This window comes from Photobacterium makurazakiensis (genome assembly GCF_050336715.1).
Classification (GTDB): domain Bacteria; phylum Pseudomonadota; class Gammaproteobacteria; order Enterobacterales; family Vibrionaceae; genus Photobacterium; species Photobacterium makurazakiensis.
On record NZ_JAKJSJ010000011.1, the window covers coordinates 125,293 to 140,172 of the forward strand.

General features: G+C 45.6%; 7 protein-coding genes. 3 read left to right on the forward strand and 4 right to left on the reverse strand.

Annotation, left to right across the window (positions count from 1 at the left end; genetic code table 11):
• Positions 1-80: 80 nt before the first annotated feature.
• Positions 81-992: a helix-turn-helix domain-containing protein gene (locus L4D09_RS04180; protein WP_428456239.1), complete on the forward strand. Its 912-nt coding sequence runs from the start codon at positions 81-83 to the stop codon at positions 990-992.
• Positions 993-1,028: 36 nt separating this feature from the next.
• Here the strand turns inward: L4D09_RS04180 and L4D09_RS04185 are convergent, their stop codons facing one another.
• The 4 genes from L4D09_RS04185 to L4D09_RS04200 form a co-directional block, all read right to left on the reverse strand.
• Positions 1,029-3,326, reverse strand: coding sequence for a GH92 family glycosyl hydrolase (locus L4D09_RS04185; protein ID WP_428456240.1), 2,298 nt, complete (start codon positions 3,324-3,326; stop codon positions 1,029-1,031).
• A 41-nt stretch (positions 3,327-3,367) separates the two neighbouring features.
• Positions 3,368-5,776, reverse strand: coding sequence for a GH92 family glycosyl hydrolase (locus L4D09_RS04190; protein WP_428456241.1), 2,409 nt, complete (start codon positions 5,774-5,776; stop codon positions 3,368-3,370).
• 222 nt (positions 5,777-5,998) lie between these two features.
• Positions 5,999-8,302, reverse strand: coding sequence for a GH92 family glycosyl hydrolase (locus L4D09_RS04195; RefSeq protein ID WP_428456242.1), 2,304 nt, complete (start codon positions 8,300-8,302; stop codon positions 5,999-6,001).
• Positions 8,303-8,557: 255 nt separating this feature from the next.
• Positions 8,558-10,861 (reverse strand): GH92 family glycosyl hydrolase, encoded by a 2,304-nt coding sequence (locus L4D09_RS04200; protein ID WP_428456243.1) that lies wholly within the window; start codon positions 10,859-10,861, stop codon positions 8,558-8,560.
• A 411-nt stretch (positions 10,862-11,272) separates the two neighbouring features.
• On the opposite strand from L4D09_RS04200, the gene L4D09_RS04205 reads away from it, so the two are divergent.
• Both L4D09_RS04205 and L4D09_RS04210 read left to right on the forward strand, forming a co-directional pair.
• Positions 11,273-13,573: a GH92 family glycosyl hydrolase gene (locus L4D09_RS04205; protein ID WP_428456244.1), complete on the forward strand. Its 2,301-nt coding sequence runs from the start codon at positions 11,273-11,275 to the stop codon at positions 13,571-13,573.
• A gap of 116 nt (positions 13,574-13,689) precedes the next feature.
• The gene (locus L4D09_RS04210) at positions 13,690-14,661 is read left to right on the forward strand and encodes a glycosyl hydrolase family 18 protein (protein ID WP_428456245.1); all 972 of its coding nucleotides are present in this window, start codon (positions 13,690-13,692) and stop codon (positions 14,659-14,661) included.
• Positions 14,662-14,880: the final 219 nt, after the last annotated feature.

Below are 14,880 nucleotides of genomic sequence, written 5' to 3' on the forward strand. Positions count from 1 at the left end.
TTTAAAACCGATGAAAATATTTTCACTCAAGATCAGTAGCACTTTCACATTACAGTAGAAGCTAATAGCGGATGAGTATCATGAGCCAAGCAACGACCTCTTCTCAATTACTAGAAAGCCATGCAGTCCTTCCCCCTCGAAATAACGACCAAATTGTTCAGCAGCTAACAAAATTGGTAGACAGTACGTTGGCGATCAGAAAAGTCTACGTAGCCGCAGAAAACCTGTCTGCACCAGAGCTTGCTTGGCAAATTGATATTCCACGCATCGATATTATTATTTCTGGCAGTATAGTGACCCACTACTCAATCGATAACAGCCACCATATACAACAATACCTTGAAGCCGGCGATGTACTGTACTTTCCCGCAAAAGCCTGGAGCCAGCCTATGTGGCAAGAGGAAGTCACCATATTAAGCTTGATGATAAGCCCGCATAAAGTGGGATTTAGCCTCCAAAAATGGAACGGTGAAAGCTTTACTGAAATAGCAAAACGACCGACGATTCGACATCATCAAAAAATCGGTAATGGATTACTCCAAGCACTTAATGAGTTAGGGCACGATGGTGCAGATCACCATACGGTTAGCCTCGTCATTCGTTCGCTCCTAAGCCATATCATGGTCATGAGCGAGATGCCTGATTGCCTGCCTTCTCGTCAAGAAGAGCTATTTCAAAAAATCACCAGCTATATCGACCACCATTTTGACCAGCAGTTAAACCGTGAAATGATTGCCGAGCAGTTCTACATTTCCGTCAATTACCTTTCCCATATATTCCAACAACAAGGTAAAACCAGCTTTAAGGACTACTTGTGCCATCGACGACTCGATAAAGCCCAAGCGTTACTGGCAGAAGATCAATGCCGAATTAAGCAGATATCAAAACAGTGTGGATTTAGCGACAGTAATTATTTCTGCCGTCTATTCAAACAAAAGTTGGGGATCACCCCATCACAATTTCGAGCAGGATTAGCAACAGGCCCAGCCTAAGCTGAGCCTGCTTTATCCTCTTAGAACAATAGCGATTTAGTTAAATGGCCCTTCCGCTGTCCACGATGGCGGGAAAGCATCTGGGGTTGTTGCCCAGCTATAGTTGGGTTCATTACCCATTTCGAACACCAGCTCACCGCCTTGAGTGATTTCGCCGTGGCTGATCCATGAACGATCAAGACTATTACCATTTAACGTGACGGATTGAATATAAATATTCTGCTCCGACACCTGCTCAGCTTTCACGGTAAAGATATTGCCGTTAGGTAAATTCAGCGCCACTTCTGGGAACATAGGGCTGCCAATTACATAGCGTTGATCGGCAGGGTTTACCGGATAGAACCCCATCGCAGTGAACACATACCAACTCGACATCTGGCCGTAGTCATCATTGCCGCAAATCCCTTCAGGCTTATCGGTGTAACACACATCCACCACTTCCTTCAGCCACTTCTGGGTTTTCCAAGGCTGACCCACATAGTTGAAGAGGTATGGGGCATGGTGATCCGGCTCATTTCCTTGCACATACTGCCCTACCATACCGGTACTGAAGATCGGCAGCTCTTGCTCGGGATCAGGTGTGGTCTCGAATAAATCATCCAAACGCTGGATAAAGGCTTCCTGACCCATCTTGTCGACAAGTCCTGCAATATCATGCTGAACATGCCAGAAATACTGCCAAGCATTACTTTCAGCAAAGCCGGCCTCATAACGTTCTGGATCGAAATCCGAGATAAAGTCACCGTTTTCTAGCCGTGGAACAAACCAATCTCGACTACTGTCATACTGATTCTGCCAGTTTTTAGCCTGCCTGATAAAGTGCTGAAAATCCGACTCTTTACCCAAGGACTGTGCCATTTGCGCAATTGCCCAATCATCATAGGAATATTCCATTGCGCGTGACGCCGCCCAACCATCACCACCTTCTTCTTCACTATAAGGTACATAGCCCTTTTCACGATAGGCAACAATCTCGGCACGATCTGACGCTGCCGATGCCTTCATCGCTTCTAACGCCAACTTAGGATCAAAGCCTTCAATGCCTTTTAGCCACGCATCCGTAATCACAGGAACAGCGTGATAACCCAGCATCATGTTGGTCTCGTTACCTTTCATTGACCACACTGGCAACAAACCCGTTTCCTCGTAATGGGACAGCATCGAATTGACCATATCACTTACCCTGTCTGGCTCAACCAGCGTCTGGAACGGATGGGTGGCTCGATAGGTGTCCCACAGTGAAAAAGTATCATAACGATCGAAACCATAGGCGCGCTGGATTTGATGATCCGCACCTTTATAGCGACCATCGACATCTGAATGCAATGTCGGCCCAAGGTAAGAGTGATAAATCGCGGTGTAGAAGATCCGCTTTTTGGTCTCATCATCACTGGTAACGGCCACTTTTTCTAGCTCGGTTTGCCATGCATCTCGAGCGGCTTGGCGGGTATCATCAAAGTCCCAGCCTTTCAATTCTGCATCGAGGTTTTTGTAGGCACCAGCAACATCCACCGATGACAGAGCAACTTTCACCAACACTTCCGTTTCATCCGCGCTGGTATCAAAGTTAAAGTAACCACGGGTTTTGGTGCTTTGTACTTCATTGCCGCCAACAACCTGACCCGTCTCATCATCTTTCAACTCAAAGCCTGTCATGGGTTTCGAGAATTTAATCACGAAGTGTTCACGTTGATCGGCAGCCCAACCGGTTGAATAGCGATAGCCTTCCAGCGTCGTCTCATCAACCACTTTGATCACCGTATCTGTCGGCGAATCCCAGTTAAGGGCATACCCCAAATTCAGCACGACCTTAGAGTCGGCATCTTTAGGGAAGGTGTAGCGGTGAAAGCCAACGCGATTGGTGGTGGTCAGCTCGGCCTCAATACCATAATCATCAAGCATGACTTTGTAGGAGCCAGCCTCTGCCGTTTCGTTGTCATGGCTAAAGTGCGACGCTTCGCTAGTACCACGCATTTCATCCGAGCGGCTGTTAAATGGCATCAACAAGATATCGTTCAAGTCCCCAGCCCCCGTACCAGATAGCTGGGTATGGCTAAAACCCACCAGCCGATCGTCATGGTAATGATAGCCACTGATGTAATCCCAGCCACCGGTACCGTTATTCGGGCTTAATTGCACCATACCGTGAGGGACCGTTGCCCCCGGATAGGTATTGGCTAAACCGCCTGTGCCGATCATCGGATCAACATATTTGACTAAATCAACTTTCGGCGTATCTTTGCCATCGTCAGTGTTGCTATTACTGTTCGAATTACATCCGACCAAACCTATCGAGACAGCAACCGCTGCGGCAAGTAATGAACGTTTAAACATATAACCTCCAATGTAAATTTTGTTTGATTCGCATGCCGACATTATTTGGCAGGTGCATCAGGCTTTTGGTTCGACATAACAAAGCTCAGCTGTCCGCCGGCGTAAATTTCGTCATGGCTAAAGGTGTTGTTGCTATCGAGTTTCTTGCCATTGATGGTGACCGACTCGACGTAGATATTGTCGGGGCTGTTATTCTCAGCGGTGATGGTGAATAACCCACCGTCGACAGCCACCGTCATTTCATCGAATAGCGGACGACCAATGGTATATACCGGTTCTGCAGGAGATATTTGATAGAAGCCCATTGCACTCATGATGTACCATGCTGACATCTGGCCAACGTCTTCATTACCTATCAAACCATCAGGGATCGGGAGGTAGAAAGTATCCATGACCTCGTCGATATACTCTTGTACCTTCCAAGGCTCTTCGGTGTAGTTGTAGAGATAGATAACATGATGATCGGGTTCATTACCGTGGACATACTGACCGATATAGCCCGTCATATCGCCCTGGCTAGTATCGGCATCTGAATCGGCATTAAACAACGCGTTGAGGTTGGCAAGAAACGCTTGCTCTCCGCCCATCACTTCTTTTAGCCCGTCAATGTCATGTGGCGCAAACCATGTCCACTGCCATGTATTGCCTTCAGTGAAGTCTTCCCCTCGGTGCTCGGCTTTATATGGCCAGAAATAATCCAGCGGTGCACCTTCACAATCATCGCCTTCACACGACGACATATTGTTAACCCAAGAGCCATCGAGGTTCTTCGGGCGCATAAACCCTGTCGCACCGTATTGGCCATATTCACTCGGGTTATAATCGAAGTAGTTCTTGAACGCTTTCGACCGGTCGAGGTAACGAGTTTCTTGCTGTTTATCACCCGCTAAACGGGCTATTTGGGCAATACACCAATCGTAATAGGCGTTCTCTAGCCCATAAGAAACGGATTCATTAACAATGGTGTCGTAGATATCTGCGGGGTTGTTTTTAATGTCGGCTGGCACATAACCAAGATCTTCCTGATATTCGCCATGGCGGGTCATGACAATCCAGCGCTTATCACCGTTCCACGCATCCTGATACGGGATCCAATCACCCGTAATGCTCATGTCAAAGTTAGCACTGACTTCAGCCGCAGCCAATGCCAACTCATAATCTTGCTGAGTAAAAGCTTCTGGATATTTCACCATGGTATCGGCAATCACCGAAACCGCCGGATAACCCACCATTTCACCGGTATAGTCGGAATGCAATTCCCACTTCGGTAACACCCCACCGGTTTTAAATTTATTCAGCAGATCATGAACATATTCAATGGAGCGCTCTTTATCGATGATGGTTTTTAACGGGTGGGCAGCACGGAAAGTATCCCACATCGAATACACCGAATAATTGGTAAAGCCTTCTTCGGCCTGGTAGGCTTTTCCATCCATACCTCTGTATTGGCCATCACTGTCTTGATATACAAAAGGGGCGAAATAGGTGTGATAAAGCGCGGTATAGAAAATGGTTTTCTCCGCTTCTGTCCCGCCTTTCAACTGGAATTTTTCCAGCACGTCATGCCAAGCAACAGCCGCTTTATCTCGCACCTCATCAAATTCGAAGCCGGTAGTCTCCGCCGCAATATTGGCTTTGGCGCTATCCATACTCAGGGGTGAAATCGCTACCTTCACCTGCAGTGCTTCGCTACCCTGACCAAAATTAAGGTGGGTGATCACATCGCGGCTATCCGTGATTTCAGTCTCCTCGGTTTGTACCCCTTCATTGAGTACCAGATACGACTCAAAAGGTTCGGAGAACTCAGCATAGAAATACACCGTCTGGTACTGCGCCCACTCGTTACTTACTCGCATACCCGCAATCGCATTGTCACCGACAATTTTGAAGCTGATTTCGCGGCTATGATTGCCCCACTCACCTAGCAGTTCATGGCCCAAATCAACCTTGACCTTGCGATCTTGGTCGTCAGGAAAATGATAGCGATGAAAAGCCACGCGCTTGGTTGCCGTTAGTTCGGTTTGAATGTGATTCTCGATTAAATCAGCCGAGTAATACCCCGGCGTCGACACTTCGGTAGCTTTATCTATAGTCGCTACCCCAGCATTAAATCCGGTGTATGGCATGAAAGCAAAATCGTTCAGATCCCCTTTGCCCGCCCCTGAAATATGGGTAGTACTAAAACCAGAAATCCTATTGTTTGAGTAGTGGTAGTCCGTCGGCGTATTGTCGTCTTTAGCACCATCGGGGCTTGGCTGGATCATCCCTTCTGGTACAACAGCCCCGGGGATCACATTTCCCAGCCCATCAGTACCGATAAACGGGTCAACATATTGCAGTAAAGTCAGTGAGTCATCAGGCTGTGTTTTAGTATCACTGCTGCTGGAGTTACACCCCACCAGCCCAAGCGATAGAATAATGGCAGTCGCAATCAGCGTACGTTGAAACATGTTACCTCCATGAACATTTTCTTCAGATACAGCGATCCCTTACCGCTAAATCGAAATACCGAGATCTGGCAATACCTGACGTTATAAATAGTTGGCAACTCGCTAAGCGGCGTAGTTGCAAGGATGTGTGAAAGCAGGCAAGAGAGCACTCCCTTGCCTGTTTGCTGCTACGTTAATCGTATATAGTTGCGTGCGTATATGGCTGCGTTAATTGTGTGTGGTTTAGTTAACGGGTTGCTGGTCGGTCATGACGAAACGTAACTCGCCACCCGGATAGATTTCGCTATGTGCGAAAGTATTGTATTTATCCAGCGGCTTACCGTTAATCGTCACCTCTTGCACGTAAAGGTTATCTGGGCCGTTATTTTCGCTGACCACTTTGAACTCACCTTCAGGCAGATGCACAGTTACTTCATCAAAGACAGGACGCCCGATAGTGTAAGTAGGGTCTCCAGGAGTGATTTGATAGAAGCCCATCGTACTCATGATGTACCAAGCCGACATCTGACCAACATCTTCATTACCAATCAAACCGTCAGGACCGTTGTGATAGAAGTCCTTATACACCTGATCCAAGTATTCCTGCGCTTTCCAAGGTTGATTGGTACGGTTGTACAAATAAATGACATGATGCGATGGCTCATTACCGTGAACATACTGGCCAATGTAGCCTGTCATATCTTGCAAATCACCTTCGTTCGGCTCGGCGTTAAACAGCTCGTCTAGCTTCTTATTCAGACCATCAGCACCGCCCATCAATTCAGTGAGGCGATCTAAATCCTGCATCAATGTCCATTGCCACTGCCAAGCATTGCCTTCAGTAAACCAGTAATGGTCCACTTTATACGGGTCAAATTCAGCAAGCTTGGTGCCGGTATCATCAACCGGGACGAAGAACTTCTCGACCGGATCCCAATGATTTTGCGACCACGTACTGCGATCCATGTACTTGTCGTAATTCTGTGTATCGCCTGCCGCTTTCGCTATCTGGGCAATCGTCCAATCGTAATACGACATCTCTAAAGCATAAGAGACCGAGTTCCAGTTCGGCACATGGATAAACTGGTATTGCTCATAATAGCTGTACTGGCCTGGCATCACTGACGCTAAGATATCATCAGGAATTTGCGGGAAATCTTCTGGGTGGTAAGTCGAGCTTTCCGTTGCTGCTAGTAGTGCATCGTTGGGATCAACATCCATGCCTTTGACTATCGCATCGGCAATGATAGCTACCGATGGATAGCCAATCATAGTACCTGTATAGCTTGAATGGGCTTCCCATTTAGGCAAGATCCCGGCGTTCTGTTGCTTACGAATTAAATCATTCGCAAAGTCTTCGGCACGCTGTGGATAGATAATTGTCTGTAATGGATGTACCGCTCGGAAGGTATCCCACATCGAGTAGATTGAGTAGTTGGTCAACCCATCTTCTTCGCGAATAAAACCCAGTAAATCGCGGTATCGACCATCAACATCTTCAAACACAATTGGCGCTATTTGGCTGTGATAAAAACCGGTGTAGAAGTTGGTTTTCTCAACCTCGCTTCCGCCTTTTAGTCCAATGACAGACAGCTCTTTTGCCCAAGCGTATTCAGCATCTTCTTTCACCTGCGCGAAATCAAAATTAGGGACTTCCGACTCCAAATTCAGCTCAGCCCCTTTCCAATCAACTGGCGAGATCCCCACTCGCACTTCAATCGGCTCATTACTTTCTGAACCAAAATCAAGATAGGCGGCTATTTCAGTATCAGTGCGGACTGCACCATGTGGTAATGAACGCTCGGCATCATCTTGGTTTAACATAAATGCATTAGCAATCGGCGCTGAGAATTTGGCATAAAAGAAGATATTGTGATCTTTTACCCAAGAGCCACTGACCCGGCGACCACGGATGGTGTAATCATCAACCACTTCAATTTTATTTAATACACTTTCACCACCATTTGCTTGCAATGTATGGCCAATATCTAATTTAATTTTACGCTCACTACCTTTAGGGAAAGTATATTTATGAACACCCACACGGGTTGATGCTGTTAATTCCGCCTCGATATTCGATTTATTTAACTTAACTTTATAATAACCGGCCGATGCCTCTTCAGAGGCTTTATCGAATGTATTTTCCTCTGCATTACTTTCATCCGTATAAGGAAGAATAAGTATATCGCCTAAATCTGTGACCCCAGTTCCACTAAGGTGAGTATGACTAAAACCATAGACTGTAATATCTTTATCTATGATTTCGCCCTTTTCATAATCACTGGCATCATGATAACCACTGGCAGAGTGCCAACCATCCAGCGTGGTATCTGGACTTAGCTGCACCATACCTTGAGGCACCGTCGCCCCAGGGAATGTATGGCCAGAACCCGCTGTACCGATAAATGGATCAACGTAATTCAGTATTTCCATATCAACGACAATTTCATTATCTTTATCGTCGCTACTATTACCACTATCAGAATTACACCCACTCAAACCTAGCGATAAAGCAATTGCCAATGGTATATATTTCTTTTGGAACATAATGCCACCTTATATAGCTAGAGTTTATTATTGAGAAGAACAACAAACCTGCTAATTTATTATTAATTTGTATATCAAAACGATATTGGATTATCTGGTGTTTATTATTCGTTAATGGCACTTGGGGATATATAGGATAATTTACGCATTCACTATAAATTTGTAACCACCCCAAAAGGCTGTGAGTAATCTCTCATTGGTTTATAAGCAACCACAAAAACACCTCCATGACGGAGGTGTTTTTTATAAGCGCTATTAACTGGTAGGCTTTTTATCTGTCATCACAAATCTCAGCTCACCACCAGCAACGATATCACTATGATTAAATACCCAGCCTTCAGCCAAAGTATTACCGTTAATCGTCACGCTCTGCACATACTTATTAGCAGGACTATTGTTCTCGGCAATAACCGTGAATGCCCCGTCTGGTAAGTTGATTTCAACCTTATCGAATAATGGACGGCCAATGGTGTATTCAGGGATCCCCGGTGTCACCTGATAGAAGCCCATCGCACTGAGTACATACCACGCCGACATTTGACCCACATCTTCATTTCCTATTAAGCCGTCAGGTGTTGGAGTGTAAAACTCTCGCATTACCCTATCTAAGTACTCTTGAGTCTGCCACGGCTCATCAGTACGGTTCCATAGGTAGACAATATGGTGTGATGGCTCGTTGCCATGCAAGTACTGCCCGATAAACCCTGTCATATCCGGAAGATCTTCACCACTGGTTGATTCATCGGCTTTAAACAGAGCATCAAGATCTTGCTTGAATCCTTCTTTACCGCCCAATAGCTCTTCTAACTTATTAAAGTCATGAAAGGTTTGCCACTTCCACTGCCAAGCATTGCCTTCAGTGAAAGCAAACTCATCGACATGATACGGGTCGAACTCATCTTCCCCTTCCGGTAAGTTAAATGAACCATCAGAATTAAGGGCGCGGAAGAAGCGAGTCTCAGCGTCCCAATACTTCAGGTAATGCTTAGAGCGATCAAGATACGTCTGCTGGGTGGCACTATCACCGGCTAATCGTGCAATCTCCGATACCGCCCAGTCATAGTATGAATATTCGATGCCGTATGATGCCGAGTTCCAATAGCCATATGGGACAAAACCATCCTCAATGTTTGCCTTCATCTGCAAGTCCTGCACATAGGCCAACGTATTCTGATCCCAATCAGGGAAGCGGGATAAGTCGTAAGTCGTGGTTTCCTTCACTGCATGCAAAGCATCGTTGATATCGATATCAAAGCCTTTTGTCAGCGCATCGGCAATGATTGAAACCGATGGGTAACCAATCATGGTGCCAGTGTAGTGGCCGTGCAGCTCCCATTTCGGTAATAAACCACCATCTCTCTGTTTGCGGATCAAGTCGTTGACATATTGTTCAGCTTTATCTGGATGAATAATGGTTTGTAACGGGTGGAATGCTCGGAACGTATCCCACATTGAATAAACGGTATAGTTCGGGGTACCGTCTGCCTGCTTGATGGTTTTTGCCGGATCCATAGCCCGATATTGACCGTCAACGTCTTGGAAGATCATCGGGGCAATTTGGGTATGATACATCGCGGAATAGAAATTGGTTTTTTCGGTTTCAGTTCCTCCCGAGATTTCTACAGTACTTAATTCATCAGCCCAAGCTTTTTCAGCGGCATCATGTAGCGCTTTAAACCCCCAATTTGGCACTTCAGATTCAAGGTTGAGTTGTGCACCTTCCATGCTCGTTGGTGAAATCGCCAGTTTAATTTCCAGTGGTTCATTACTTGGCTCAAATTCAAAATATGACACGACCTCTTCAGCTTCGATATTGACGTTATTCAGCACATCGTCAAACTCTACGCCATCAGCGACGACTTTATTTGAAACAATCGGAGCAGAAAACTTCGCATAGAAATACACGCTTTGATTTTTCGACCAAGAATCACTTTTCCTATGGCCTCTAACGGTGTATTCATCAATTATTTCTAGTTCATTGAATAATGACTTATTCCCCCAGCTTTTATTTAACGTATGCGCTAGGTCTAATTTAATTGAAGGTTTTTCGCCATACTTAAATTGGTATTTATGATAGCCAACACGCGGTGAAACTGTCAGCTCTGCCTTTATATCACCACGATTTAACTCAACAGAGTAATAGCCTGGCGTTGCCTTTTCATTGCTTTTATCAAACGTGTTATAACGGCTATTTTCATCATTGGTGTAAGGCAAAATAAGAATATCACCAAGATCCGTGATCCCAGTTCCACTTAAATGCGTATGGCTAAAACCATAAACAGGAATATCTTCAGTGGTACCATCATCAAAATAGCCCGCAGCCGAGCCCCAACCTTCCATAGTTGTATCAGGACTTAGCTGTACCATACCAGATGGAAAAGCCGCTCCAGGAAAAGTGTGTCCATCAGGTCCTGTACCAACAAAAGGGTTAACGTAATCTAGCACTTTGTAATAGTCTGGGCGCTCATCAACCTTACTGTTGTCATCGCCATTAGAGTTACATCCGGTTAAACCGATAACACCGGCAATAGACACAGCTAAGAGTGCACGTGTAAACATATAAACTCCTAATAAAATAGATACCCAACATTGTCGAAATTATTAAGTTTGCATTGGGTTTGAATTATCATTAGAAATTCTATCGAGGAGGAAGTTTTAATTTAATACGACTTTTAATTCATTTACTGGACTTTATTACCTTATATAAACAATTGTGTTGGCGATCTCAATTCGCAGTAAATTTCATCAGTCATTATGCATTGGAATAAAAGTCACATCGTCAGCCATTAGGCACAAATATCCTATAAAGGGCACAAATGTCCACTATTAACTATTTCTATACGTCCGATAATAAGTCTCGCAATAGTTTACTCAATACAAAGCATTAATAAACATGAGTAAGTAACTCTACATTTTCTTTTTGCATCACTTTCTTTTTACATCACTTTATTTTATATCAAAAGGTCTGTTATGTTTAATAAGCACATTCTAGCAATAACACTTTCAGCCACTTTAGCATCACTAGCAGGTTGTAATTCTGATAATAATCAATCCGATGATGGCGGAAAAACACAGCCAACGAACGTCCTAGAGTATGTTGACCCTTTTATTGGCACCGGATTTAATGGCCATACTTTTCCTGGCGCTGTCGTGCCCGAAGGGTTTGTCCAATTAAGTCCCGATACCCACCTTACCGGCTGGCACTCATCCAGTGGTTATCACTATGATGACACCACACTCTATGGCTTTAGCCACACCCACTTAAGCGGTACAGGCATTGGTGATTTAGGTGATATCTTGTTTATGCCTTACAGCCAGGATGATCAGCACCAAGAGTCTGAATTTCAAAAATCGAACGAGCATGCAACAGCTGGTTACTACCAAGTTACACTCGATAACTCAGGCATTGAAGCAGAGCTCACCGCAACCCCACGGGTTGGTCTCCACCGTTATCACTACCCTTCCGATCAACCACAAAAACTGAAAATCGATCTTGGTCATACCTTAAACGAAGACTGGGGTGGCGTCAGCCTAGAAAATGAAATCACTTTCATTGATGACAAAACGGTCATTGGTAAGCGGATCAGTGGCGGCTGGGCAGCTGATCAGCATGTGTATTTTGTCGCAACGTTCTCGTCTCCGATCAAGCAATTTCAAATTACAGATGAAGGGCAAGATATTGGAGGTAATACCGGTAATGGCAAAAAGATCGTGGCCTTTATCGAGTTTGAACCCAGCAATGAGCCGTTGGAAATCAAGGTGGCATTATCCCCTGTAAGTACAGCTGGCGCTGAAGCCAACTTAGCGGCAGAAGCAGCTGATATCAATTTTGATCTTGCTCACCAGCAAGCCGAGCAACGTTGGGAAGAGAGCCTTGACCCGTTCTACATCCAAGGCGGCAGCGACGATCAAAAGACCATTTTCTATACCGCGCTCTACCACACTAAATTAGCGCCAATGATCCACCAAGATGTAGATGGTCAGTACCGGGGAATGGACAAAACGATTTATACCAACCCAGAAGGACAAACCAATTATACGGTCTATTCAATGTGGGATACCTTCCGCGCCTTACACCCATTGAAAACCATTACCGAGCCCAATCGTGCCGTGGAGTACGCACTCAACTTGGTCGAGAAGCAGAAAGAAGGCGGCCTATTACCCAAGTGGGAGCTACACAGCAACTACACTGGCACCATGGTGGGCTACCCTGCTGTTGCCATCATTGCTGATGCGATGATCAAATACCCTGACGCTTTCACCCAACAGCAAAAGCTTGAGGCACTCGAAGCCGGTATTGCCAGCTCGACATGGCACCCTGAAGATTTTCAGCACTGGGATCAAGACTTGCTCAATAAAGTCATGACTCCACACATTAAATACATTGAAGATATCGGCTATGCACCCGCCGATGAAACTAACGAATCGGTTTCTTACGGACTGGAAAATGCCTACTACGACTGGTGTATTGCTCAAATTGCCAAGTTAGCGGGTAGCGATCCTGCTTATAACAAATACATGGAGCGGGCAAAAGGTTACCAGCGCTATTTCGATTTCAATCCCGCAGAGTATACCGAGCATAGTGCCACTGGCTTTATGCGCCCGGTAATGTTGGATGGAAGCTGGCGAACGCCTTTTGACCCTTACAATGCCGAGCATGAAACTGGTGACTACACCGAAGGAAATGGCTGGCAATGGACATGGTTCGCCCCACATGACATCAATGGGTTGAAGTCAGTAATGGGGGGAGAAACGGCCTTCCGAGAAAATCTTAATGCCTTATTCAATGCCGAGGAGCAAGAAGGCACCAGTGATATGACAGGGCTAATAGGCCAGTATGTCCATGGTAACGAGCCGGACCAACATGTGCCTTATCTATATAACTACACCACGACGCCTTGGAAAACCCAAGAATATGTCGATCAAATACTGGAAGAGTTCTACCTTGCCACCCCTGAAGGGATTGTCGGCAACGAAGATGTGGGGGCGATGTCAGCTTGGTATGTCATGAGCGCGTTGGGCTTTTATCAAGTCACGCCAGGTAGCACAACTTACACCATAGGCCGCCCACTGTTTAATGAAGCGACGATACCTGTTGAAGGGGGTAACTTTACGGTTACCGCAGAGAATAATAGCCCCGACAACTTGTATGTTGAATCGGTCACCATCAACGGAAAAGCACTGACTAAGGACTTGTTCTTTGACCACAGTGAATTTAAACCCGATGGCAACCTGCACTTTGTCATGACTTCAAATCCGCCGCAGCTCTAAATGTAGCGGCATCGTTTATCTCTATCAACGTACGCCTCAGCCCTTGCTGTGGCGTGCTTCCCACCAGCGTTCACACAAGAACATTAATAACACTCATCTTTCTAAGGAAGGAACCCATGTCCAGACGATCTGTATTACCGACAATTCAAATCATGAAAACTGCGCTGTTTGCAGCCACATTAGGCATTGCGAGCCTAGGGCTAACTGGTTGCAACAGCAGTAGTGATAATAGTGATTCAGAAACCACCTCAAATACCGAGCTGATTGGTCACTTTTTTGGTATTTTCGACGACAATTGGGACAAACGGCTCCGAGAAGACACCCCGTTCGATAAAATGGACTTTGTTTATATCGCTTTTGCCCATCCCTACGATGAAGATGGCGACGGTATTTATGAGCTTGGCTATGAGAACGCTCACCAAGAAGCTCCGTTTACCGATCAAGAGCGTATCGATCAAATTGTTACTCTTGCTCGCGCTAAAAACCCTGATATCAAGCTGCTAATCTCTGAAGGTTGGAGCATGCAAGACTACTGGAAAAGTGCTCAAGACCCTGAAGTCTTTGCTGAAAGCGTCATTACGATGATGCGCGCCCATCAACTCGATGGCTTTGATATGGATTATGAAATAGGGACCGACCCGATTAATCTAAGCCAATTTACGGATCTGGTTTTAGCATTAAGAAAGCGCATCGATCTCGCTACCATTGAAGATGGACGCAGCGATAACCCTTATCTGCTGACCATCACTCCGGATCACACCTCACTCGACGTTTGGGATGGAAAGCTGGTTAACCAGCACTTTGACTATGTCAATCTACAAACTTATTGGGGTAACCGCTTCGAGTTCATTGACCAATTTGAGGAAACTGGCATCGAGGTATCAAAAATGCTAATAGGCCTTGCCAGTGAGAGCTATGACCGTCCAGCTGATGCGCCAGCAGCCTTTGTCGATATAGCTAAAGAGCGCGGGGCACGCGGCGTTTTTGCTTGGCGTCTTGATACAGATAGCCTAGATCAACAAGCTACGCCTCACTACACCATAGCCAAGGAAATGTGGCAGTTAATGGGGAGAGACAACACTCAATAAAGCTTACTCGCTCTTGCCCTCTTCGCCAGATAACACATTAAAGTCATTAGGTTATCTGGCCTTTCACCACTCTCTTCTTAGATGAAATGCGATCTCTATCACGCTTGTTTATGGCGGTTACAAATGTCCAGTAAAGGGTTGATTTATCTTCTACCGCCAGAGGATGTAACTTCTTAATATGTCAGCATCAAAATTAAAAAGTTCATGACAGGAGATACA